The sequence below is a fragment of the Pseudomonas sp. 9.1(2019) genome (genome assembly GCF_009910445.1).
Taxonomy (GTDB): domain Bacteria; phylum Pseudomonadota; class Gammaproteobacteria; order Pseudomonadales; family Pseudomonadaceae; genus Aquipseudomonas; species Aquipseudomonas paraversuta.
Genome location: NZ_VBWF01000003.1, coordinates 270881 through 295032, shown reverse-complemented (window position 1 = coordinate 295032; position 24152 = coordinate 270881). Strand labels below are relative to the sequence as shown.

22 protein-coding genes and 1 pseudogene are annotated in these 24152 nt (G+C 58.5%); 11 read left to right on the top strand and 12 right to left on the bottom strand.

Features of this window, described 5'->3' with window-relative positions; translation table 11 throughout:
* Positions 1-16: 16 nt before the first annotated feature.
* From FEZ21_RS04425 to FEZ21_RS04400, 6 genes are all read left to right on the top strand, one after another.
* Positions 17-682, top strand: a complete 666-nt coding sequence (locus tag FEZ21_RS04425) for a fumarylacetoacetate hydrolase family protein (protein WP_010656776.1) — start codon at positions 17-19, stop codon at positions 680-682.
* A 130-nt stretch (positions 683-812) separates the two neighbouring features.
* Complete coding sequence (locus FEZ21_RS04420; RefSeq protein ID WP_003437635.1) at positions 813-1853, top strand: DUF5924 family protein; 1041 nt, start codon at positions 813-815, stop codon at positions 1851-1853.
* A 79-nt stretch (positions 1854-1932) separates the two neighbouring features.
* Positions 1933-3063: an ABC transporter permease gene (locus FEZ21_RS04415; RefSeq protein WP_160626516.1), complete on the top strand. Its 1131-nt coding sequence runs from the start codon at positions 1933-1935 to the stop codon at positions 3061-3063.
* Positions 3064-3071: 8 nt separating this feature from the next.
* A complete protein-coding gene (locus tag FEZ21_RS04410; protein WP_003437642.1) occupies positions 3072-3863 on the top strand; it encodes an ABC transporter ATP-binding protein in 792 nt (263 codons plus the stop codon).
* Between the two features lies 1 nt (position 3864).
* Entirely contained in the window at positions 3865-4803 is a 939-nt protein-coding gene (locus FEZ21_RS04405) for an MlaD family protein (RefSeq protein ID WP_003437645.1), read from the top strand.
* Positions 4800-5426: an ABC-type transport auxiliary lipoprotein family protein gene (locus FEZ21_RS04400; RefSeq protein WP_160626514.1), complete on the top strand. Its 627-nt coding sequence runs from the start codon at positions 4800-4802 to the stop codon at positions 5424-5426. The genes FEZ21_RS04405 and FEZ21_RS04400 overlap by 4 nt, the downstream gene beginning before the upstream one ends.
* A gap of 70 nt (positions 5427-5496) precedes the next feature.
* Here FEZ21_RS04400 and FEZ21_RS04395 read toward each other — a convergent pair whose 3' ends face one another.
* The 5 genes from FEZ21_RS04395 to FEZ21_RS04375 all read right to left on the bottom strand — a co-directional run bounded on the left by FEZ21_RS04395 (position 5497) and on the right by FEZ21_RS04375 (position 9742).
* Complete coding sequence (locus FEZ21_RS04395) at positions 5497-6726, bottom strand: nucleoside recognition domain-containing protein (RefSeq protein WP_003437651.1); 1230 nt, start codon at positions 6724-6726, stop codon at positions 5497-5499.
* Positions 6727-6831: 105 nt separating this feature from the next.
* Positions 6832-8151: a glutamate/aspartate:proton symporter GltP gene (gltP, locus tag FEZ21_RS04390; protein WP_003437653.1), complete on the bottom strand. Its 1320-nt coding sequence runs from the start codon at positions 8149-8151 to the stop codon at positions 6832-6834.
* 573 nt (positions 8152-8724) lie between these two features.
* A complete protein-coding gene (locus FEZ21_RS04385) occupies positions 8725-9189 on the bottom strand; it encodes an inhibitor of vertebrate lysozyme family protein (protein ID WP_010656775.1) in 465 nt (154 codons plus the stop codon).
* A 2-nt stretch (positions 9190-9191) separates the two neighbouring features.
* Complete coding sequence (locus FEZ21_RS04380; protein WP_003437658.1) at positions 9192-9356, bottom strand: DUF1328 domain-containing protein; 165 nt, start codon at positions 9354-9356, stop codon at positions 9192-9194.
* A gap of 83 nt (positions 9357-9439) precedes the next feature.
* On the bottom strand, positions 9440-9742 hold the full coding sequence (locus tag FEZ21_RS04375) for a hypothetical protein (protein WP_010656774.1): 303 nt from the start codon (positions 9740-9742) through the stop codon (positions 9440-9442).
* 427 nt (positions 9743-10169) lie between these two features.
* On the opposite strand from FEZ21_RS04375, the gene algB reads away from it, so the two are divergent.
* Both algB and FEZ21_RS04365 read left to right on the top strand, forming a co-directional pair.
* Positions 10170-11516, top strand: a complete 1347-nt coding sequence (algB, locus tag FEZ21_RS04370) for a sigma-54-dependent response regulator transcription factor AlgB (protein WP_003437663.1) — start codon at positions 10170-10172, stop codon at positions 11514-11516.
* Between the two features lie 10 nt (positions 11517-11526).
* The gene (locus FEZ21_RS04365; protein ID WP_160626512.1) at positions 11527-13317 is read left to right on the top strand and encodes an ATP-binding protein; all 1791 of its coding nucleotides are present in this window, start codon (positions 11527-11529) and stop codon (positions 13315-13317) included.
* Between the two features lie 11 nt (positions 13318-13328).
* Here FEZ21_RS04365 and FEZ21_RS04360 read toward each other — a convergent pair whose 3' ends face one another.
* The 6 genes and pseudogenes from FEZ21_RS04360 to FEZ21_RS04335 all read right to left on the bottom strand — a co-directional run bounded on the left by FEZ21_RS04360 (position 13329) and on the right by FEZ21_RS04335 (position 18909).
* Complete coding sequence (locus FEZ21_RS04360; protein ID WP_003437665.1) at positions 13329-14111, bottom strand: N-acetylmuramoyl-L-alanine amidase; 783 nt, start codon at positions 14109-14111, stop codon at positions 13329-13331.
* A gap of 83 nt (positions 14112-14194) precedes the next feature.
* Positions 14195-16231 (bottom strand): diguanylate cyclase, encoded by a 2037-nt coding sequence (locus FEZ21_RS04355; RefSeq protein ID WP_160626510.1) that lies wholly within the window; start codon positions 16229-16231, stop codon positions 14195-14197.
* The gene (locus FEZ21_RS04350) at positions 16228-17094 is read right to left on the bottom strand and encodes an endonuclease/exonuclease/phosphatase family protein (RefSeq protein ID WP_160626508.1); all 867 of its coding nucleotides are present in this window, start codon (positions 17092-17094) and stop codon (positions 16228-16230) included. The genes FEZ21_RS04355 and FEZ21_RS04350 overlap by 4 nt, the downstream gene beginning before the upstream one ends.
* 14 nt (positions 17095-17108) lie before the next feature.
* The gene (locus tag FEZ21_RS04345) at positions 17109-17762 is read right to left on the bottom strand and encodes a thiol:disulfide interchange protein DsbA/DsbL (RefSeq protein WP_160626506.1); all 654 of its coding nucleotides are present in this window, start codon (positions 17760-17762) and stop codon (positions 17109-17111) included.
* Between the two features lie 191 nt (positions 17763-17953).
* Positions 17954-18574 carry a cytochrome c gene (locus FEZ21_RS04340; RefSeq protein WP_003437669.1) on the bottom strand — a complete coding sequence of 207 codons (621 nt, stop codon included), beginning with the start codon at positions 18572-18574 and terminating at the stop codon, positions 17954-17956.
* Positions 18575-18620: 46 nt separating this feature from the next.
* A pseudogene (locus tag FEZ21_RS04335) lies at positions 18621-18909 on the bottom strand (cytochrome c5 family protein).
* A 190-nt stretch (positions 18910-19099) separates the two neighbouring features.
* On the opposite strand from FEZ21_RS04335, the gene yihA reads away from it, so the two are divergent.
* On the top strand, positions 19100-19750 hold the full coding sequence (yihA, locus tag FEZ21_RS04330; protein ID WP_003437678.1) for a ribosome biogenesis GTP-binding protein YihA/YsxC: 651 nt from the start codon (positions 19100-19102) through the stop codon (positions 19748-19750).
* A 251-nt stretch (positions 19751-20001) separates the two neighbouring features.
* Here yihA and polA read toward each other — a convergent pair whose 3' ends face one another.
* Positions 20002-22767 carry a DNA polymerase I gene (polA, locus tag FEZ21_RS04325; protein WP_127196659.1) on the bottom strand — a complete coding sequence of 922 codons (2766 nt, stop codon included), beginning with the start codon at positions 22765-22767 and terminating at the stop codon, positions 20002-20004.
* Between the two features lie 74 nt (positions 22768-22841).
* On the opposite strand from polA, the gene FEZ21_RS04320 reads away from it, so the two are divergent.
* Both FEZ21_RS04320 and FEZ21_RS04315 read left to right on the top strand, forming a co-directional pair.
* Complete coding sequence (locus FEZ21_RS04320) at positions 22842-23132, top strand: DUF2782 domain-containing protein (RefSeq protein WP_003437683.1); 291 nt, start codon at positions 22842-22844, stop codon at positions 23130-23132.
* 58 nt (positions 23133-23190) lie between these two features.
* Complete coding sequence (locus tag FEZ21_RS04315; RefSeq protein ID WP_003437685.1) at positions 23191-24141, top strand: homoserine kinase; 951 nt, start codon at positions 23191-23193, stop codon at positions 24139-24141.
* Positions 24142-24152: the final 11 nt, after the last annotated feature.

Here is a 24152-nt window from a genome sequence, read left to right as displayed (position 1 = left end):
CCCAGCGGAGCGGTCCATGAGCTATCAGCACCAGTATGTCGACGGTACCCGGATTCACTTTCCAATCGGCAAGGTGGTGTGCATCGGACGCAACTATGCCGAGCACGCCAAAGAGCTGGATAACCCGATCCCCACCGAGCCCCTGCTGTTTATCAAGCCGGGCAGTTGTGTCGTGGCTCTGGACGGTGGTTTTGCGATCCCCACCGAGCGCGGCTCGGTGCATTACGAAGCAGAAATCTCGGTGCTGATCGGCAAGGCCCTGTCCAACAAACCAAGCCGCGAGGAAGTGCTGGATGCTATCTCCGGCTTCGCGCCCGGACTGGACCTGACCCTGCGCGACAAGCAGGCCGAACTCAAAGGCAAGGGCCTGCCATGGGAAATCGCCAAATCGTTCGATGGCGCCTGCGTGCTGGCCCCGTTCGTACCGAGCTGCACCTTCGCCGATCTGGCCGACATTGGCATCCGCCTGAGCATCAATGGTGAAGTGCGCCAGGACGGCAACAGCGCGCTGATGCTCAATCCGATCGTGCCGATGATCCAGCACATGGCGGCCTGTTTCTCGCTGCAAGCCGGCGACGTGATCATGACCGGCACCCCGGCAGGCGTTGGCCCGCTGAATGTCGGCGATGAACTGGTACTGGAACTGACTGACGTGAGCCGCTTCGACAGCAGCGTGCGCTGAACCGCATTGGGAGCCTGGCTTGCCAGCTCCCACCTGTTTCGGGCTGCGGGGGCGTAAACATCCCGGACGCTGCGTCCTCTAAAACGCTATTCTGTCGAGGATATTTCCTATACAGAATGTGAACCGCCGAATGCCGAACTGGAACCACTACGTACAGCGCATCCTTGAATTAATGAAGCGCTATCCGGGGCTGATCGCGGCATTTGGCTTTTGCTCGGGCGTGGGCAGTTTCATTCTGGTGGACCGCCAGCAAGGCATGGCCCGCTGGATCGCCGTGATCCTGCTGGTGAGCTGGGTCTGGCTGATGCTGGAAAACAGTTTCACCCAGTTGTTCAGCCGCGTGTTCAAACGCGAAATCCCCCCGCCGTTGCTGCGTTATGCAACGCAGATGATTCATCAGGAAAGCCTGTTTTTTGTCCTACCCTTCTTCTTCATTACCACCACCTGGAACAGCGGACAGCTGGTGTTTACCGGTCTGCTGGGTGCCGCGGCGCTGGTGACCATCACCGACCCGCTGTACTACCGCTGGCTGGCACCCAGGCGCTGGCTGTATCTGGCAATGCACACCCTGGCCTTGTTCGCGGCCCTGCTGACGGCACTGCCGATCATCCTCAACCTGACCACCTCCCAGAGCTACAAGCTGGCGCTGGGCACCGCGGTACTGCTTTCAATCCCGAGTCTGGCCGTGAGCCTGCCGCTGAAGACCTGGCGCGGCTGGCTGGTGCTGCCCTTGATCGTACTGACACTGGGGGGCACCGGCTGGCTGCTGCGCTCGTGGGTACCGCCTGCAACGCTATGGATGACCGAGGTCGCGGTGACCACCCAATTGCAGGACCGCACGCCGGGCGAAAGCGTTGAGCAGATCAGCGTTAGCGAACTGCGCAGCAGGGGTCTGTATGCCTACACCTCGATCAACGCACCCCGTGGCCTGAATGAACGGATCTACCATGTGTGGCAGCTCAACGGCCAGGAAGTCGACCGTATCGCGCTGGATATTCACGGGGGACGCAAAGAAGGCTATCGCGCCTGGACCCACAAACAGAACTTCCCGCCGAATCCCGAGGGACGCTGGCAAGTACGGGTGATCACCGAAGACGGGCAACTGATTGGCGTGTTGCGCTTTCGGGTTAACCCAGATCAATCCCCGGGGACCGATGTTCAGGCAAACTGACGCAGTTTTACAGGACTGTGCTATTACATAAGGTCTACGTTCAAGCGTATTTAGCTGGGAGCTTACGATTATTACGGCCATGGCGGGCAATGCCCAACTAGACACTTCAAGCAATCCGGCGCGGCTGCGTATCAGCGGCGACTGGACGTTGGCCCATTACACCCGGCTCAAACAGCAGACCGAGCAACTGGCCGGTCAGTACGACACTCAAACCGCAATTGATCTGGATGAAGTGTCCAGCATCGATACTGCAGGGGCGTCGTTGCTGGTGGACCTGTTGGGCGCCGAACGCGTCAGCCAGCTGACCGACACCGCACACAAACTTCCCGCCGCTGACCGTGCCCTGCTGCAAACGGTCTACGCCTCACTGCGCGACTTCTGTGTGCCGGTCAAAGTCCCCCAGCAGAACATCTGCATCCTGTTGTTGAGCCGTATCGGCGGCGCGGTCTACAAGTTGTGGCAAGACTCGCTGCAGCTGCTGGGCTTCATCGGACTGATTCTGCAAACCCTGGCGCGCAACCTGTTCCGGCCAAAACAGTGGCGCATTACCCCCATGGTGGCGCATATCGAGCAGATCGGCCTCAACGCCGCGCCGATTGTGGTGTTGCTTACCTTCATGGTGGGCGCGGTGGTGGCCTTTCTCGGTGCCACGGTGCTGGCCAACTTTGGTGCGGGGATCTTTACCGTAGATCTGGTTGCCTTCTCCTTCCTGCGCGAGTTTGGCGTGTTGCTCACCGCCATCCTGCTGGCAGGCCGGACGGCCAGCGCCTTTACGGCACAAATCGGCTCGATGAAAGCCAACGAAGAGATCGACGCTATTCGCACTCTGGGCCTCGACCCCATGGATTTGCTGGTGCTGCCAAGGGTTTTGGCACTGCTTATCGCGCTGCCGCTGCTGACCTTTCTGGCCATGATGGCCGGCATCCTCGGTGGCGCGGTGGTGTGCGTGGTCTCGCTGGGCATTTCCCCCGACATGTTCATATCGCTGTTGCACTCCGATATCGGCGTTCAGCACTTTTTGGTGGGCATGGTCAAAGCACCGTTCTTTGCCTTTCTGATCGCTGCAGTGGGCTGCCTTGAGGGCTTTAAAGTCAGCGGCAGCGCCGAATCTGTCGGCGAGCACACCACGTCCAGCGTGGTGCAATCGATCTTTATCGTGATCGTCCTCGACGCCGTGGCCGCGTTGTTCTTTATGGAGATGGGCTGGTGAGTGGGCCAATGCAAGCGCCCCGCGAGGCGATAATCGAAGTACGGGGTCTGTGTAACCGGTTTGGCAGCCAGGCTGTGCACGAGAACCTCGACCTGGATGTGTACAAGGGCGAGATCCTCGGCGTGGTCGGCGGCTCCGGCACCGGCAAGTCGGTGCTGTTGCGCAGTATTGTCGGGCTAAGGCGACCGACTGAAGGCCAGGTCCGGGTGTTCGGCCAGGACCTGTTAAGCCTGCCGGAAGAGGCGCGTTCGAAGATTGAGCGGCGTTTTGGCGTGTTGTTCCAGAGCGGCGCGCTGTTTTCTTCGCTGACCGTGACGGAAAACATCGCCCTGCCCCTGATCGAACACGCGGGGCTGAGCCGCCCCGATGCAGAGCATCTGGCGTGCGTAAAGCTGGCGCTGGCCGGGCTGCCCCTGTCCGCCGCTGACAAATACCCGTCCATGCTGTCAGGCGGGATGATCAAGCGCGCGGCACTGGCCCGGGCACTGGCACTGGATCCGGACATTCTGTTTCTGGATGAACCTACCGCCGGGCTGGACCCCATTGGCGCAGCGGCGTTTGACCAGTTGATCCTGACCTTGCGTGACGCGATGGGTCTGAGCGTATTTCTCGTGACCCACGACCTGGACACGCTGTACACCATCACCGACCGGGTAGCGGTGCTCTCGCAAAAACGGGTGTTGGTGGCCGCCCCTATCAAGCAGGTCGAAGACTACGACGACCCGTGGATTCATGAATATTTCCATGGCCCCCGCGGCCGCGCTGCATACGAAGCGGCAACCAAGATCAAGGAGCAATAACATGGAAACCCGTGCCCATCATGTATTGATCGGCCTGTTCAGCGTTCTGGTCATAGTCGGGGCCATGCTGTTTGGCCTGTGGCTGGCCAAGGCCAGCATGGACAGCACCTTCAAGGATTACGAAGTGGTGTTCAACGAGGCTGTCAGTGGCTTGTCCAAAGGCAGCTCGGTGCAATACAACGGGATCAAGGTCGGCGATGTCATAGAACTGCGTCTGGATGACAAGGACCCGCGCCGCGTACTGGCCCGGATTCGTCTGGCCGCCGGCACCCCGGTCAAGGTCGACACCAAGGCCAAGCTGGCGCTGACGGGCGTGACGGGCACCTCGATCATCCAGCTCAGCGGTGGCGACCCGAACAGCCCGGACCTCAAAGGTGTAAACGGCAAACTGCCCACCATCGTGGCCACCCCCTCCCCGATTGCCCGGTTGCTCACCGATGGCAATGACATGCTGGCCAATATCAACATCCTGCTGCATAACGCCAACCGCCTGTTCTCCCACGACAACGTCAACCGTGTGGGCAAGACTCTGGAAAACCTGGAGCAGACCACCTCTGCCATTGCCAGCCAGCGTGACGATATCAGCCAGATGATGAAACAGCTGGCCCAGGTCAGCAAACAGGCCAGCGGCACCCTGGAGCAAACCACCGCACTGATGCGCAACGCCAATGGCATGTTGAGCAACCAGGGCCAGCAGATGTTCAGCAGTGCCGAACAGGCCATGAAGTCGCTGCAACAGAGCACTGCAACCATCAATCTGTTGATCAACAACAATGAACAGTCGCTCAACAGCGGCCTGCAGGGCCTCAATCAGCTGGGCCCGGCCGTCAATGAGCTGCGCGAAACCCTCGGCACATTACGCTCGATTTCGCGGCGCCTGGAAGCCAATCCAAGCGGTTACCTGCTGGGCCGCGAACAGAACAAGGAATTCACGCCATGACCCGTACTTATCGCCTGGCAGGTTCAATCGTCCTGGCTGCCAGTCTGAGCCTGCTCAGCGCCTGTTCGATATTGCCCAAGCCCGAGCAGGTTGACGTGTATTGGCTGCCCTATGCCCAGGCGCCGCTCGCCGCCAGCCATGGCGCGCCGGTTAACTGGTCGCTGCGACTCGAAAAACCGATGGCCAGCAACGCGCTGAACAGCCAGAACATTGCGGTGGTGCCCGAGGGCAATCTGATCAGCAATTACAAAGGCGCACGCTGGAGCGATCCGGCGCCTGTACTGCTGCGCAATCGCTTGCTCGATGCGTTCTTGCAGGATGGCCGGATTCAGGGGCTGAGCACCGACGACAGCAACCTGCAGGCCGATTACGAGTTAGGCGGAGAGTTATTGGCGTTCCAGACCCGCTATAACGGTAAAAGCCCCGAGGTGCTGATTCAGTACAACGCCCGGCTGGTGCGCAGCAGCGATCAGCGGGTGCTGGCGTCCAGGCGCTTTGAAGCACGCCAGCCCCTGAGCAATCCGATGGTGCCGGGGGTTGTTGCAGGTTTTGGCCAGGCCGCTGACACGCTGATGCCGCAAGTGGTGCAGTGGGTGATGCAGCAAGGGCAGGCGCAACGCTGAGCCCTTTATCGCTGGCAAGCCGGCCCCCACAACACCTGTGGAAGCCGGCTTGCCAGCGATAGTTTGAGGATTAACCGAAGAACCAGTAGCACACCGCGATCGCTGCCACTACGCCCGAAAACTCGGCGAGCAATGCACAACCCACCGCATGGCGGGCACGCTGGATGCCCACGGCGCCGAAGTAAACGGCCAGCACATAAAAGGTGGTTTCAGTACTGCCCTGCACCGTCGCGGCGACCAGCGCCGGAAAGCTGTCCACCCCTTGGGTCTGCATGGTTTCGATCAACAGGGCCCGCGCCGCACTGCCCGAGAACGGCTTGACCATTGCCGTCGGCAACGCATCGACAAAGCGCGTATCCATGCCCAGCCACTCGACCACATGGCGAATTCCGTCCAGGCCGAAATCCAGCGCACCAGAAGCCCGCAACACGCCCACCGCACACAGCATGGCCACCAGATAGGGCAGCAGGTTCTTGGCGACATCGAAGCCCTCTTTGGCCCCTTCGACGAACGCCTCGTAGACCTTGACCTTGCGCAGCGCGCCAATCACCAGAAACAGCATGATCAGCCCGAACAGCGTCAGATTGCCGAGGATCGAGGACAAACTCGCCAGCGCTGCAGCCGAAAGGCTCGCCAGCAACGCCATGAACGCGCCCAGAATCAACGCCCCGGGTACCAGATAGGCCAGTACCACCGGGTCCCACAGTCGCAAGCGCTGCATGAAGGCCACCGAGAGCAGGCCTACCAGCGTCGAGGCGCTGGTCGCCAGCAGGATCGGCAGGAACACCAGGGTAGGGTCGGCTGCGCCCTGCTGAGCGCGATACATGAAGATCGTCACCGGCAACAGGGTCAGGGACGAGGCGTTGAGCACCAGAAACAGGATTTGCGCATTGCTCGCGCTGGTCGGGCTTGGATTGAGTTCTTGCAGTGCCCGCATGGCCTTGAGGCCAATGGGCGTGGCGGCATTGTCCAGGCCCAGGCCGTTGGCCGCGAAGTTCAAGGTGATAAACCCCAGTGCCGGATGCCCGGGCGGCACTTCGGGCATCAGGCGCTTGAACAGCGGTCCCAGCGCCCTGCCCAGCCAGTCGACGATGCCGGCTTTTTCAGCGATGCGCAGGAATCCCAGCCACAGGGTCAAGGTGCCGAACAACAGAATCATCACCTCGACCGACAGCTTGGCCATGGCAAAGATACTTTCCACCATGGCCGCAAAGATCCCGGCATTGCCGCCCACCAGCCACTGGACAAGCGCCGATACCGTAGCGACCACGAAAAAGCTGAGCCATAGGCCGTTGAGCATCGAGTGAACTCCTGGAAGATACGCCGAATGATAGCGGCCAGACCGCAGAAACAACAAACCCCGGACAAGTCCGGGGTTTGTGCGGGTGCAGCTGCCGAGGGACGATTATTCGCCTTTTGGCAGGGCTTCCTTGCTGCGCCAGTGCGGCAGCGAGTTCCAGTAGCGCTCGCCCTTGGCGTCGTCGTACATACCTTCCCAGCGCGAAATAACCAGTACCGCCAGGGCGTTACCAATCACGTTCAGGGCGGTACGGGCCATGTCCATCACACGGTCGACACCGGCGATAAAGGCCAGGCCTTCAAGCGGGATGCCCACGCTGCCCAGAGTGGCCAGCAGCACTACGAAGGATACGCCCGGTACACCGGCGATGCCTTTAGAGGTAACCATCAGGGTCAGTACCAGCAGCAGTTGCTGGCTGATCGACAGGTCGATGCCGTACAGCTGCGCGATAAATATCGCCGCGATACTTTGATACAGCGTCGAGCCGTCCAGGTTGAAGGAGTAGCCGGTCGGTACCACGAAGCTGCAAATGGCTTTCGGCGCGCCGTAGGCTTCCATCTTCTCGATCACGCGCGGCAGCACGGTTTCGGAGCTGGCGGTGGAGTAAGCCAGGACCAGCTCATCCTTGAAGATGCGCATCAACCTGATTACCGAGAAGCCAAACAGCTTGGCGATGAGGCCCAGCACGGCAAAGGCGAAGAACAGAATGGCGGCGTAAACCAGCAATACCAGTTTGGCCAGCGGCACCAGAGAGGCAAAACCGAAGTTGGCAACGGTCACGGCGATCAGCGCAAACACACCGATTGGCGCGTAGTTCATGATCATGTGAGTCACTTTGAACATCGACTCGGACACGCCCTGGAAGGTTTTCACCAGCGGGTCGCGCAGTTCGGCATTCAGGCTCGACAAGCCGAGGCCGAAGAGTACCGAGAAGAAGATGATCGGCAGCATCTCACCGCGAGCCATGGCTGCGAAGATGTTCGACGGAATCAGGTTGAGGATGGTTTCAATGAACGCATGCTCGTGGGTCACTTCAGCAGCAGTGGCCTGATACTTGGAAATATCGACCGTGCCCAGCGTGCTCATGTCGATCCCGGCGCCCGGGTGGAACACGTTGGCCAGCACCAGACCGACCAGAATCGCGATGGTGGTTACCACCTCGAAGTAAAGAATGGTTTTAAGACCGATGCGACCCAGCTTCTTCGCATCACCCACGCCTGCAATCCCGACAACCAGTGAGGAAATCACGATTGGGATCACGATCATCTTGATCAGACGGATAAAGATATCGCCGGCAGGTTGCAGAACGTTGCTGATCCACCAGGCTTTTTCGGCACTGAAGTGGTTGAGCAGCGCGCCGATTGCAATCCCGAGGACCAGACCGATTAGGATCTGCCAGGCGAGGCTAAGTTTTGCCTTCTTCATGTCATTACCCTTACTTCAAGTGGACTCGGGTGAAGGCTTTGACCAGAGCGCTCAAAGCGCAAAAATCGAAAGCCTGCACCCCCGTAGAAGGTCGCCCAAATCGAACCGGACAGGCTCTTTGGCAGGCGAAAAAAGGCGCAACTATTCCCATGCCGGAGTAAACCGTCTAATGCCGTAAACGCCTACCCCATGCCGAATCGGCATGGGTTTTGTCCGACAAGACTTCATGAACATGGGCTGAGGAAAGCTAAGAATAGACGTCATAAGTGCCGCACACCGGCTGTTTCAAGGTCTTTTGTGGCCGTAAATAGCGACGAAAAAGCGTCAAACAATTAAGAAATATCCCATTGCATTAATCGGGAATTCTGAAGAAAAGATTTTGTATCCGGTCGATATACGGTCGGGGTTCAGAGGTTGTTCCTGCCCCGTCGATACTTTGCAAAATAATGAGAACAGACAATGCATTAGCTATGTATGCAGCGACCCTGCAGACACAAAAAAGCCCAGAGAAAACCTGGGCTGTCGTGTCTGAAAAAGCGAACCTGCTCCCAAAAAATCAAAGAGCCGTGCCCCTCAGTACCAATTCGGGTCTTTCTTTAACTGCTCTTTAAGCATGGCCTGTACACCTTCGTCCGGCTGACCCAAAAAGCGGTAGTCGGCGTGACGTGTCGGGGATTTGTCTGCAGGCAGACCGGCCGGCACCTCAACCAACATTGCATAAGCGTGTTTCTTGTCAAAACTGACGGCGACAATCAGGCGCCCGGTCGTGCAGGTATCGGCGGTTTCACATAAAGGACCGACCAGATACTTGTCGCCATTTTCAGTCACGGCATTCATTTGCTCGGCCGCACCGGAGAGGTTCATCACCCACTCGGGCAAACGCTCCTCCTTCTTCACCACCTGTTGCCAGGCCTCACGGTAGTCAGGATCGCTGAGTAACTGGTTAGCGTGCGACTGGCCATCGTTTGCGGCCAGGGCCATGGCACTGCTGCCCACCAACAGGGCAGCGGCCAATGCCTTCAGGGATCGGCTAAGCATGATCAACCTTTACCACGACGGCCAAAGATGAAGGACACCACGAACATCACCAGGAATACGACAAAGAGAATCTTGGCAATGCCGGTCGCGGTGCCCGCTATACCACCAAAGCCCAGTACAGCAGCGATGATGGCGATGATCAGGAAGGTAACTGCCCAACTCAACATGGTGTTTCTCCTTATTACTGTGGGAATAGCCTAATACCAATGGTGCATTCCGATGCCAGCAAGGGCCTCAAAACTGTGAACACTTAAAACACCCAACGTTCCGGTGCAGGTTGCGAATTAGCTGTTTGCGTCTCTTCGGCGGCGGTCAGTGCATAACTGTCCGCGGCAGTGACTCGCGCATTCAGTGCACTCGACTTGATCGTACTGAAGTGTTGTTGCTGATAGGCGACAACAGGCAAGGGCGCGGCCACAGGCTGCGACGCTTGCTCCCAGCGAACCAGTTGCTGACCACCGATCAGGGTCACCACCAAAGCAAGGCTGGCGAACAGACCCTGCTGCAGGTGCAGTGGCGAAATATGAAAGCTGGCGAAACCTTGGCGATGCATGCTCAAACTCCTGCCACTCGGTGGTCAATTCAGGGAATGGTCCGCCAGTCATGACTGATCTGTACGGCGTCTATACCTGAGTTATTGCAGGCTGCATGCCAGCTTTTATAAAATAAATAAATCCTTATAAATCAATGAGTTAAACGCTTTAAAAAGACAGCTGTGCGCGCATCCTGCACGATGCTGCCGAGACTGTCGTGCGTTCTGCACGATCTGTGTAGAGCCCTGAAGGCTTGCGTGAGGCACAGAGGCACCAATGAGCACTCACCTGCTGCGTCCATTCAGGTTTAAAAGCTTCTAAATCATCTAGTTAGGCAATGCAGCCAAAGGCCTTCCCTGCTAGCCTCTTAAAAAATCGTGAAAAAATCATGCAACTTGCCCGATTATTCCGACACTAACCATGAACACTCATAGAGGAAGGCAGGAAATGGATACAGCCAAAGAGCACCAGGGCCGCATTCTGCTGGTGGACGACGAGTCCGCCATCCTGCGTACATTTCGCTATTGCCTCGAAGACGAGGGTTACACCGTTGCCACCGCCAACAGTGCGGCACAAGCCGATGCGCTGCTGCAGCGACAAGTATTCGACCTGTGTTTTCTGGATTTGCGTCTGGGTGAAGACAATGGCCTGGATGTCCTGGCCCATATGCGCATTCAGGCGCCATGGATGCGGGTCGTGATAGTGACTGCCCACTCGGCTGTGGACACCGCCGTGGATGCCATTCAGGCAGGCGCCGCCGATTATCTGGTGAAACCCTGCAGCCCTGATCAGTTGCGTCTGGCCACCGCCAAACAATTGGAAGTACGCCAGCTTTCCGCCCGCCTCGAAGCCCTGGAAGGTGAAATTCGCAAGCCTAAAGACGGGCTCGACTCTCACAGCCCGGCCATGATGGCGGTGCTGGAAACCGCGCGCCAGGTAGCAGGCACCGATGCCAACATCTTGATTCTCGGTGAATCCGGCACCGGTAAAGGCGAACTGGCCCAAGCCATCCATGGCTGGAGCAAACGGGCCAAGAAATCCTGTGTAACCATCAACTGCCCGTCGCTGACAGCCGAGTTGATGGAGAGCGAACTGTTCGGCCACACCCGCGGCGCCTTCACCGGCGCCAGTGAAAGCACACTGGGCCGGGTCAACCAGGCGGACGGCGGTACATTGTTTCTCGATGAGATCGGCGACTTCCCCCTGACATTGCAGCCAAAACTGCTGCGCTTCATTCAGGACAAGGCCTACGAGCGGGTCGGCGACCCCGTGACCCGGCGCGCCGATGTGCGCATCCTGGCGGCCACCAACCTCAATCTTGAAGACATGGTTCGCGACGGGCGCTTTCGTGAAGACCTGCTCTACCGCCTGAACGTCATCACCCTGCACCTGCCGCCGCTACGCGAGCGCAGTGAAGACATTCTGACCCTGGCCGATCGCTTTCTGGCCCGCTTCGTTAAAGAGTACGCTCGCCCAGCCCGGGGCTTCAGCGAAGAAGCCCGACTGGCGCTGGCCAATTACCGCTGGCCCGGCAACATTCGCGAGCTGCGCAACGTGGTTGAACGTGCGAGCATCATTTGCCCGCAGGAAGTGGTTGAAGTCAGCCATCTGGGCATGGCCGAGCAAACCACGCCCAACACTCCGCGCATTGGTGCGGCACTGAGTCTCGACCAGCTGGAAAAAGCCCACATCGGTGCGGTACTGGCCACGAGTGAAACCCTGGACCAGGCAGCAAAAACCCTGGGCATCGACGCTTCGACACTCTATCGCAAGCGCAAGCAGTACAACTTGTGAGCCGCATACGATGAAACTTGCGATCAAGCTGCGAACCCGGCTGTTTCTAAGCATTTCTGCACTGATTACGGTGGCGCTGCTCGGGCTCCTGCTTGGCGTCGTCAGTGTGATGCAAATGGCCAAGACCCAGGAGGCGCTGATCCGCAATAACTTCATCACCCTCGATCTGGGCCTGAAGCTGCGTCAAAGCCTGGGTGACCAGCTGATTCTGCTGCTGCGTAATCAGCAAGACCCCAAAGCGCTGCAAGCATCAACCCAGGAATACCTGAAATTGCTCGACGAGGGCATCGAGCATGAGCGCAAAAACAATCTGCACAGCGGCTTTACCCAGGCCCGTACGGACTACGAAAGCTTCCTCAAAGCCCTCAACCCGGCTCAACCCAACACCCCTGACCTGAGTACTGACAACGAGCTGAGGAACCGCTTCAACCTGTTGCGCAACGGCCTGATTACCGAGCACCGCAAGGCCCTCGAAAACATCTATAGCGCCCAGGCCTCCGCCCGGGACCGGGCCCTGATCATTGCCTTGCTTCTGGGCCTGGTAGGGCTTGCGGTACTGACCATAGGTTTTATTACCGCCCACGGCATTGCCCGACGTTTTGGCGCGCCGATCGAAGCATTGGCCAAAGCCGCCGACAATATAGGCAAAGGCAACTTCGAGGTGGTGCTGCCACTCTCCTCGGCCACCGAGATGAACCTGCTGACCCGGCGTTTCGGGATCATGGCCGAAGCACTGCGCCAACATCAGGCAACCAATGTCGACGAACTGCTGGCGGGCCAGCAACGGCTTCAGGCGGTGCTCGACAGTATTGACGACGGGTTGCTGATGATTGATCAGCAAGGCCGCCTCGAGCATCTGAATCCGGTCGCGCAACGCCAGTTGGGCTGGGATCAGAGCCGCCTCAGTCAGCCGCTGGGCGAGGCGCTGATGCGCCCGGAGCTCGATCAGCAATTGCTCACGGTCTTGCGTGGCGGCAACCTGGAACGAGCCCCGGAAGACTTGAGCGTCGATATAGAGGGTGAAAAACGCCTGTTGACCTACAGCCTGACCCCGGTCAGCCAGCCCAAAGGACCGATTCTTGGTGCTGTAATGGTGTTGCATGATGTCACCGAGCAGCGGGCCTTTGAACGGGTACGCAGCGAGTTCGTACTGCGTGCCTCACACGAATTGCGCACCCCGGTCACCGGTATGCATATGGCCTTTGGCTTGTTTATGGAGCGGGCGCGTTTTGATCCGCAGTCCCGTGAAACCGACCTGCTCAACACCGTCAATGAAGAAATGCAGCGGCTGATGCAGTTGATCAATGACCTGCTGAATTTTTCCCGCTATCAAAATGGCATGCAAAAGCTGACGCTGGCCCCCTGCGACCTCCCGGGCATGCTCGAAGACGCCCGGACCCGCTTCGCGGCCCGCGCGGCAGCCAAGGGGATCGAGTTGCAGGTCGACCTGCAGCCACCGCTACCGGTGTTGAATGCCGACCAGCCACAGCTCGAACGGGTCATTGATAACCTGCTGGACAATGCCTTGCGCCACACGGCCAGCGGCGGGCAGATTCGCCTGCAGGCGCGGCGGCATGGCGAGCGGGTGATCATCAGTATTGAAGACAATGGCGAAGGCATTGCCTATGGCCAACAAGGGCGGATTTTCGAGCCCTTCGTGCAGGTAGGTCGCAAAAAAGGCGGCGCCGGCCTGGGGCTGGCGCTGTGCAAGGAAATCGTCCAGCTCCACGGCGGGCGGATCGGCGTCTACTCACGCCCTGGCCAGGGCACCCAGTTCTACATGGCCCTGCCGCTGTTATAGCGCTCGCGCGGTCATCGCTTTGCCTGGGTGTTCAGCACTTTCAAAATGGCCGCGCTTTCGGCATCGGGCGTGCCATCAAACAGCGCTGGCCGGAAATGCATCTGGAAGGCCGCCAGGACGTGGCGAGTGGCAACGTCCAGCTCACCGGTCTGGGGGGTCTCGTAGCCCAGCAGGGCCAACTGCTGCTGAAACCAGCCAATACTTGGCAGTGCGTTGGCAAACAGGGCCTGCTCCCGGGCTACGGCCTGGGCCTGCGGCCAGACTCCAAAGCCGGCTTCGGCCAGGCGCTTCCAGGGAAACAACGGCCCCGGATCAAGCTTGCGCAACGGCGCTATGTCACTGTGACCAATGATGTTGTGCGGATCGATTTTGTAGCGCGTCGTGATGTCTTTAAGCAGGGCGATCACCGACTGGATCTGACCTTCAGTGTAGGGATACCAGACCCGCCCGTTGGGCGTATCGCGGAAACCCTTGTTGACGATTTCAATGCCGATGGAACTGGAGTTGAGCCAGGTGCGGCCGTTCCACTGACTTTCACCGGCGTGCCAGGCCCGCTGGTTTTCGTCCACCAGCTTGTAAATGGTTGGCGGGGTATCACCAATCAGATAGTGGCTGCTCACCGGCCCGCTGGTCAGCAATTGCAGTGAACGCTCAAGGGAGGTCGAGGTGTAGTGAAGGACCACAAACTGCACGCGGCTGTCGTGGTTGGCCGAAGGATGGCTGGTATCCATGCGGGGACCGCTGGCACAACCCGCCAGCAGGGCAATAAAGACTAGAAGCGCGGAAAATTTCATGGGCAGACACAACACAGTAAAATGTTAATACACCAGCATACCTTACTGGCTGCGGATGCATCTGAACCTGAGCCCTCAGACCTTCAGAGCAGCTCCTGAAGGTCGGACTCAATGCGATTTCGCCCGTTATGCTTGGCCCGATACAGGGCTTCGTCTGCACGCTTGAGTACAGACTCGCTGCGGTCACCCGCCTTGAACGCCGAGACCCCGATGGAGGCGGTGATGGTTACCGGCTCGCCCCTGAAGTGGAACGGACAGTCGGCAATGGCCAGTCGCAGTTTTTCGAGCAGCGCCAGGCCCATGGCCGGCGTAGCGTCAGGGATCAACAGGACAAACTCTTCACCGCCGAACCGGGCGATAAAATCACCCGGGCGCAGTTGCCTGCGGAGTTGATTGGCAATGATCTTGAGCACTTTGTCGCCTGCCAGATGCCCATAACCATCATTGATCCGCTTGAAATGGTCGAGATCGAGCATGGCGATCAGCAACGGATTGCCCTGTGTTTGCCAGCGTGCGACTGCAAATGCCAGCCGCTCGCCCCAGGCCGCCCGATTGGGCAAACCGGTCAGGGGATCGAGCAGGGCTTTTTGCCGCTGCTCTTCCAGGTGCTCGCGAAAGTCCTGGGCCTGCTGCTCCATTTGCACCACCCGCTCGGCCAATGCTTGCAGGTGTGCTGCGACGTCTTGCTCGCGCGCATCACGCTGCTGCTGGTGTTGATCCAGCGTGCCCAGCAGGCCTTCCAGGCGATTTTCCAGAATGTGTTTGAGACTGCTCAGGTCAACCGCGCCCTGAACGCTGTTTTGCAGCCCGTCGACCTGTTCGCGCAATTGATTGTTCAAGTCAGCCGCGGCAGATCGACCTTCAGTGTGCCCTTCACTGGCCGCCTGAAGGCTGTTCTGGAATGACTCGAGCCGCTCGTTGAGCTGTTTTAGATACGCCTCGAACTCATGCTGGTCACTGTCAGTGACGGCCAGCATCAAGACTGCAAGATCGTCGAGGATCGGTAGTAACTCGTACCAGTTGAGCCCTTTTTCAAGACGAGCTTTCATGGCTTCGGCTTGCGGGCGGTGATGCTCCGGCAACGACAGGTCACTTAGCAGACCCAGCAGGGTTGACTCGATATGCGCCGCCACCGAGCTGTATGAGGGCTCCGGGCTTTCAGGCAGTGCATAGACGGTATCAGGCTCCGGCGGCGCAGCCGCAACCGGGTCTACCGATTCAGGCAGTTCAGCACTGTCGTCAGGTTCAAGGGTGAGCGACTCGACCGGCGCCTCAGGCAGACTGTTCTCTGCATCGACCAGAGCCACCACCGACTCCAGGGCACCGCAGAGAGCTTGTTCTTCCGGCTCATCGGGTGCGGGCACTTCGAGTACAGCAAGGGGCTGTTCAGGCGCCTTTTGAGCGTACTCAGGCAAGGACTGCGCGTACTCCATTGGCGCCGGTTGCGGCTGCTCAGACACCGGCGGCTGGCTCTCAGCCTGTGGCAACACCGGCGCTGCAGGCAACTTGGCAACCATCGGCTGCAGCATGACTGGCGGTGCCGTGGCTTGTGCGGCCGGTACTGCAACGACTTCGGGCTGGATTTTATCTGGGTCTTGAGCACCGAACAGACGCTGTAACAAGCCCGGTTTGGACGATTCCGGTGCCTGGCGTTGCGGCGCCAGGGCAAGTCCCTGCAAGTTACTCAACTCGTCCAGCAACAGCGGTATCTCACGGGCCTGGCCAGCCCGGCTGTCGAGCTGCCTGGCAAATGCCTTGAGCGGCTTGCTGACTTCACGGGGCAACGGCAACGCCTGCAGTTGAGTGACCAGGGTATTAAGCGCAGTACTGATTTGCGCAACCCGGGTTTCGCGGCGTTGTTCGGAGTCGAGTACGGCTTTTTCGAGACGGGGCAGCAAGGTCGCCAATGCCGCGTCCATCTCATCAGTGCGTACCGCTTCGCGCATTTCCTTCATGCATTGATCAACGGTGCGGTCTGTCCCTTCCGCCGCCAGGGTACTGCGCACCAGGCCCCTGCGCAGCAGGTCGAGCCGCGCATTCCAGCGCCGCTCAAGTTTGTCTTGGCGCTCGATGCTTAAAAGGTACTTCTCTTTCCAGCGATTGGCGTCGTCGGAGCTCATGAAGGCGAGCCGCTCAACATCGGCAGTGAATCGCTGCCCACCATTCCCGGCAAACGGATTTCAACTGCCACCGGTAAATGGTCAGAGATAGGCTGGTCCAGCACCTGCACACGCTCAAGGGTCAGGCTGGGGCTGAGCAAAATATGATCAAGACAGCGCTGCGGGCGCCAACTTGGGAAAGTGGCTTGCATTTGTGGCGCCAGCAAACCGAGGTCACGCAGGGGCGAGGTCTGGAGCAGATCGGTGGCATTGGTGTTCATGTCGCCCATCAGCACCTGGTGCTGATAACCGCTAACCAGCTCGCGAATGTAGGCCAGTTGCAGGTTTCGTACTTTAGTCCCCAGCGCCAGGTGCATGACCACTACGGCCAGCGCATCAGGGCCGGTACCAAAGCGCACTAAAATCGCGCCACGACCCGCAGGGCCGGGCAAGGGATGATCTTCAATCGCCGTAGGACGCAAGCGGCTGAGCACGCCATTGCTATGCTGCGCCAGTCGCCCCAGATTGCGATTGAGCTGTTGATACCAGTAAGGGAATTCGCCCTGTTGGGCCAGGTACTTGACCTGATTGATGTAGCCGGATCGGTGGCTACCACCATCGGCTTCCTGCAACGCGACCAGATCAAAGTCGCTCAACAAGTCGCCAATCTTGTCCAGGTTACCGGCCCGCCCTTTGTGTGGCAGTACATGCTGCCAACTGCGGGTCAGGTAATGACGATAACTTTGGGTGCTGTTACCGACCTGGATATTGAAACTTAGCAGCCGCAAACGCCGATCATCCGGCAGCCCGCAGGCAGCCAGATGATCCTCGTTGACCTGCGGTTCATGCAGGCCAACGATGCGTTTGCTTTTCCAGCCGCGCACGGCAAGGCCCCCTGTTACTTGGCGGCCCGCTCTTTGGCGATCAGTTGATCAGCCACGTTGAGTGCCTGTTCCGGGCCACCGGCAGTACCCAGATCGAATCGGTACTTGCCATCCACGACCATGGTCGGAACGCCGGAGATTTGATAGGCCTTGGCTTTATCTTTGGCCTTCTGGACCGCACCGGCAACGGCGAAGGAGTTGTAGGTGCTCAGGAACTTGGCTTTATCCACGCCTTGAGCCGCCAGGAATTCAGCCATTTCTTCCGGAGTTTTCAGCAGGTTCCCGGACTTGTCGTTCAGGGAAGCCTTGTGGATGGTTTCAAAGACCGCTTTATGAACCTTGTCTTCTACCCCCATGGCTTCGAGGGTGAGGAACAGTTGACCGTGAACGTCCCAGATGCCGCCGAACATGGCCGGGATGCGGACAAAGTTAACGTCTGCCGGCAGCTTCTCAACCCATGGATTGATGGTCGGTTCGAACGCGAAGCAATGCGGGCAGCCGTACCAGAACAACTCAACCACTTCGATCTTGCCGGGCACTGCAACCGGAACAGCGTTGGACAATTCGACGTAGGTCTTACCGGCTTCAAGCGGTACATCGGCAGCTTGAGCGGTCATGCCAAACAGACTGGCACTGACGAGAGCGGCGCTGAGAATCAGATTACGCATGCTTTACTCCTGGGCAAATAAGGTCGCTTCAACGTGACCTGTCTTCAGACAGGTCCGTTCTGGCTTGAGTTCGGTAGTGTAGCGGCAGATGCTACGAAAAAGGGCAGCCGAAGCTGCCCTTTCAGGTTCACAGTCAAGGATTAAACGATCGTTAACACGGCCGAAGGCTTGCATCCCGGCCTGATCGACCCTTAGTGCAGACCCTGTATGTAGCTGGCCAGTGCCTTGATGTCCTTGTTGCTCAACTTCGCAGCAATACCGCGCATGATCATCGAGTCACCGTCGTTGGTGCGCTCGCCTTCGCGGAAGTCGGTAAGTTGTTTCTCGATGTAGCTGGCGTGCTGGCCACCCAGGTGCGGGAAGCCGGCGGCAGCATTGCCCTGGCCGTCCGGGGAGTGGCAACCGGTGCACGCAGGCATGCCTTTTTGCAGGTCGCCGCCACGGAACAGGGCTTCGCCACGGGCAACCAGCGCCGGGTCAGCAGCACCCACCGAGTTTTTCTGACTGGAGTAATAGGCCGCGATATCCGCGAGATCCTGATCGTTCAGGTTGGTCAGCAAACCGGTCATTTCGAGAACCTGGCGCTTGCCGTCCTTGATTTCGTGCAGCTGCTTGAGCAGGTAACGATCACCTTGCCCGGCCAGCTTGGGGAAGTTTGGCGCCATGCTATTGCCGTCCGGACCGTGACACGCGCCACATACAGCGGTTTTTGCCTGACCTGCAGCAGCATCGCCGACAACGGCGGTGGCTGCAGCCTGGGCAATACCGGCGACGCCCAAGGTCAACAGCAGACTCACGAGTAATTTGTTCATCAGCTAATCCAACTACGGCTAAGGGTTAAAGAGTTATGGGCCGGGCTTACTCGTTCACCCAAAGGATGGTTGACCGGTAATCCTCGACACTGCAGTCCATGCACAAACCACGCGGCGGCATCGCCTTGAAACCCTGGGTCACGTGTTGCACCAGCGCTTCCATATCATCCTGTCCTTGGCCTTGAGGCTTCCCGATCACCGGATTTCGGTGCTACGGGCAGTTGACCAGCTGGCAGACAATACAAACGCGGTTGTACACGGCTTCCGGATCCTGTGTAGCCTGAGTGCTGTTAAAGTGGCATCAAGATACCGGCAGCTAGCAGCCATTTCGTCATAAAACGACCTTTTCAGGGTTGGGAGCTTGCTGCGTTCTAATGCGCAACCTAGGTTTATCGCTCCCGTGTTCTTCATCCTACGCTGGGACAAAGCGCACACAAAATCTGCGGCATTATATACTGGCGCCACTGAAACGGAAACGACACGCTCGCCGCGTCCATTCCTGACGCCGCTCACATCGGAAATCCCATGCAACTCAAGAACCCCATTCTCGGTCTGTGCCAACAGGCTACCTTCATGCTCAGCGCCGCCAAAGTTGATCAATGCCCCGACGACGAAGGCTTTGAAGTCGCGTTTGCCGGGCGCTCCAACGCCGGCAAGTCCAGCGCACTCAACACTTTGACCCATGCCAGCCTGGCGCGCACCTCGAAAACTCCGGGGCGCACCCAGCTGCTGAACTTCTTCCAGCTGGACGAAGAACGTCGCCTGGTCGACCTGCCGGGTTATGGTTATGCCAAGGTGCCAATCCCGCTGAAGCTGCATTGGCAGCGTCACCTGGAAGCCTATTTCGGCAGCCGTGAAAGCCTCAAAGGCGTGATTTTGATGATGGATATCCGTCATCCAATGACCGATTTCGACCTGTTGATGCTCGACTGGACCGTTTCGAGCGGCATGCCGATGCACATTTTGCTGACCAAAGCCGACAAACTGACGTACGGCGCAGCAAAAAATACCCTGCTCAAAATCCAGGCTGATATTCGCAAGCAGTGGGGCGATGCAGTGACCATCCAGTTGTTCTCCACCCCGAAACGCATGGGCCTGGAAGAGGCGTACACCGTGCTGGCACGCTGGATGGAATTGCCGAACAAAGGCGAAGAAGTGGTCGAGGCCAGCGAGTAAGAAATTCCAGGCAAAAAAAACCCCGGACTTCGTATTGGGGGAAGAAGTTCGGGGTTCAAGTACTGGAACGCTAGGGCGCGCTCCAGATATCTGCCAACACTTAACACAACATCAGGAGCTTTGAAGGGCTTCACCACCCATTCAGTAAATCTGAGTGGCGAAGGGCTGGTTAGTTCCAGAGGGCTAATAACCATTTGCAATAAACCCGGTTTTTCCCTGACTGACAGGCCCGCAATTTCACCTGCAGCCCCTTAGTGCGCCTCATCCCAATTGTTGCCCACACCCACTTCAACCAGCAGCGGCACATCGAGCTTCGCGGCTTCGCTCATGTGGATACGCACTTCATCGCGCACCTGATCCACCAGGTCTTCACGCACTTCAAGCACCAATTCATCGTGTACTTGCAGAATGACCCGGGCATCCAGGCCTGAAGCCGTCAGCCAGTTATCCACAGCCACCATGGCTTTCTTGATGATGTCCGCAGCAGTGCCCTGCATCGGGGCGTTAATTGCAGTCCGCTCTGCGCCTTTGCGCAGCGCCGGGTTTTTTGCATTGATGTCCGGCAAGTACAGGCGACGACCAAAGATGGTCTCGACATAGCCTTGCTCGGCCGCTTGGGTACGGGTGCGCTCCATGTAATCCAGAACACCCGGATAGCGGGCGAAATAGCGGTCGATGTAGGCCTGGGACTGTTTGCGGTCGACACCGATCTGCTTGGCCAGGCCGAACGCGCTCATGCCATAGATCAGGCCGAAGTTGATTGCCTTGGCGCTACGGCGCTGATCGACAGTGACATCACCCAGCTCGACGCCGAATACTTCGGCGGCAGTGGCGCTGTGCACGTCCAGGTTATTGCGGAAGGCGTGCAACAAGCCTTCATCCTTGGCCAGGTGGGCCATGATCCGCAGCTCGATTTGCGAGTAGTCCGCTGCCAGCAGTTTGTAGCCTTTAGGCGCCACAAACGCCTGACGAATCCGACGGCCTTCGGCAGTACGGATAGGAATGTTCTGCAAGTTTGGATCGCTGGAGGACAAACGTCCGGTCGCGGTAACAGCCTGGTGGTAGGACGTATGAATCCGGCCTGTACGAGGATTGATCTGCTCAGGCAGGCGATCGGTATAGGTGCTTTTCAGTTTGCTCATAGAGCGGTACTGCATCAGCACCTTGGGCAACGGGAAGTCCTGCTCGGCCAATTCAGCCAGCACCGCTTCAGCGGTCGAAGGCTGGCCCTTGGCGGTTTTGCTGATAATCGGCAAACCGAGCTTTTCGTACAGAATCACGCCTAATTGCTTGGGGGAGCTGAGGTTGAATTCTTCGCCGGCGATGGCGAACGCCTCACGTTCCAGCGCAACCAGTTTGTCACCCAGCTCAACGCTCTGAATACCCAGCAGGTTGGCGTCCACCAGCGCGCCCTGGCGCTCAATGCGCGCCAGTACAGGCACCAGCGGCATCTCAATGTCTGTCAGCACCTTGTTCAGGCTCGGGATCGCCAGCAGTTTTTCGTGCAGTGCCTGATGCAAACGCAGGGTCACGTCGGCATCTTCAGCGGCGTAAGGTCCGGCCTGCTCCAGCGAGATCTGGTCAAAGGTCAGCTGTTTCACGCCCTTGCCGGCAATGTCCTGGAAGCTGGTGGTGCTATGGCCCAGGTATTTCAGCGCCAGGCTGTCCATATCGTGACGCGTGGCAGTGGAGTCGAGCACATAGGATTCGAGCATGGTGTCAAAAGCGACGCCCTGCACCATGATCCCGCAGGCCTGATCACCACCGATGGCGCAGTTGGCCAGGATGTTCATGTCGAACTTGGCGTGCTGGCCCACTTTGGCTTTGGCCGGGTCTTCGAGCAGCGGTTTGAGGGCTCGTAATACCGAATCGCGATCCAGTTGCTCCGGCACGCCCATATAGGAGTGGGTCAGCGGAATGTAGGCCGCTTCGCCCGGCTTGACTGCAAACGACAGCCCCACCAACTGCGCCTGCTGCGCATCCAGGCCGGTGGTTTCAGTATCGAAAGCAATCAACTTGGCGTCGTTAAGCTTTTTCAGCCATACGTCAAAGCGCGCCTGATCCAGGATAGTTTCGTACTGCTGCTCTTCGGCAGGCGGCGCAGGCTCTTCATGAACAATGACCTGGCCGGCGCGCTTGGCATCGCGCTCCACCTCGGCAATCCAGCTTTTGAATTCCAGCTCGGTGTACAACTCGATCAGTTTTTCGCAATCTGGCTGCTTGAGGTGCAGGTCTTCAAGGCCGATATCCAATGGCACATCAATTTTGATCGTGGCGAGCCGGTACGACAAAAACGCCATTTCCCGGTGTTCTTCGAGCTTGGCCGGGAGGTTTTTGGCGCCCCGGATCGGCAAGGTCGGCACGATATCGAGCTTCTCGTAGAGGTCGACCAGACCGCCGCCCACACCCACCAGCAAGCCGGATGCGGTCTTCGGACCAATGCCCGGAACCCCGGGAATGTTATCGGACGAGTCGCCCATCAGGGCCAGGTAATCGATGATCTGCTCGGGCGAAACGCCAAACTTCTCTTTCACACCCTCGATGTCCATCACGCTGCCGGTCATGGTATTGACCAGGGTGATGTGGCCATCGACCAGTTGCGCCATGTCCTTGTCGCCCGTCGAGATCACTACCGGGCGGTCTGCCGCCGCGCTGCTACGGGCCAGCGTGCCGATGACATCGTCGGCCTCGACACCTTCGACGCACAGCAAAGGGAAACCCAGCGCGATAACGCTGGCGTGCAGGGGCTCGATCTGGACCCGCATGTCATCGGGCATGCTTGGGCGATTAGCCTTGTATTCGGCGAACATTTCATCGCGAAATGTTCCGCCCTTGGCATCGAAAACCACCGCAAACGGACTGTCCGGGTACTGTTTGCGCAGGCTTTTAAGCATGTTCAGCACGCCCTTCACGGCACCTGTCGGCAGCCCCTTGGACGTAGTCAGCGGCGGCAGCGCATGGAAGGCGCGGTACAGATATGAAGAACCGTCCACCAGGACGAGGGGAGCTTGGCTCATGAGCAGGATCAACCTTTTCGGCGAGTCCGGCGCTAGAATGTCCGGACCAATGACGACAAAGGGACAAGGTTATCATGCGCACACTAAATCGCCTGTTGCTGACCGGCTTGTTTGCATTCACTCCGCTGCTAACCTTCGCAGCCGATGAAGCAGTCACAGCTGACCCAGACGTAACCATTCGCACGGAAGGCGATAAAACGATCCAGGAATACCGTCAAAACGGTTTTCTCTATGCCATCAAGGTCACCCCAAAAGGAGCACCGCCGTACTTTTTAGTGCGCGCTGATGGTACTGATGCCAATTTCATCCGTTCCGACCAGCCGGATATGCTGATTCCATCGTGGAAAATCTTCGAATGGAAATAGCGTCTTAACTTTAATCGGCGCCGACTCAAAGCGGCGCCCGTACTGGCAGTTTTAAACCATGTCTGTATTCACGCCCCTGACTCGCACCGAGTTGGAAACTTTTCTTGCGCCTTACGGGCTTGGCCGCCTGCTCGATTTCCAGGGGATTGCCGCTGGCAGCGAAAACACCAATTACTTCATCAGTCTGGAGCAGGGCGAATATGTCCTGACCCTGGTTGAGCGTGGCCCGATCAAAGAGATGCCGTTCTTCATCGAACTGCTCGATGTGCTGCACAGCGCAGAACTGCCGGTGCCTTTCGCCCTGCGTACCGTCGACGGCCAGGCCCTGCGTGAACTCAAGGGCAAACCGGCGCTGCTGCAACCGCGCCTGGCAGGCAAACATATTCGTGAAGCCAATGCCCAGCATTGCGCGCAGGTCGGCGAGCTGCTTGGTCACTTGCATGTGGCCACCCGCGACAAGGTGCTGGAGCGCAAGACTGACCGCGGGCTGGACTGGATGCTGGCAGAAGGGCCTGCACTAATGGCCGATCTGTCACCTGAGGCGGCACAATTGCTGCAAAACGCGTTGATTGAAATCAGCGCGCATAAAGAGCAGATCCTCGCGTTGCCCCGGGCCAACCTGCATGGCGACCTGTTCCGCGATAACGCCATGTTTGAAGGCACGCATCTGACCGGCCTGATCGACTTTTACAACGCGTGCTCAGGCCCGATGCTGTATGACGTTGCGATCGCCCTGAATGACTGGTGCGCTGACGAAGACGGCAAGATTGACGCCCCGCGCGCCCGCGCGCTACTCGGTGCCTATGCCGCACTGCGCCCGTTTACTGCAAGCGAAGCCCAATTGTGGCCGACGATGCTGCGGGTCGCGTGCGTGCGCTTTTGGCTGTCACGCCTGATCGCGGCCCATACCTTTGCCGGGCAAGACGTGCTGATTCACGATCCGGGCGAATTCGAACGCCGTCTGGCCGTGCACCAGACAGTGACAGTTCATCTGCCTTTTGCCCTGTAAGGCCGGAGCGA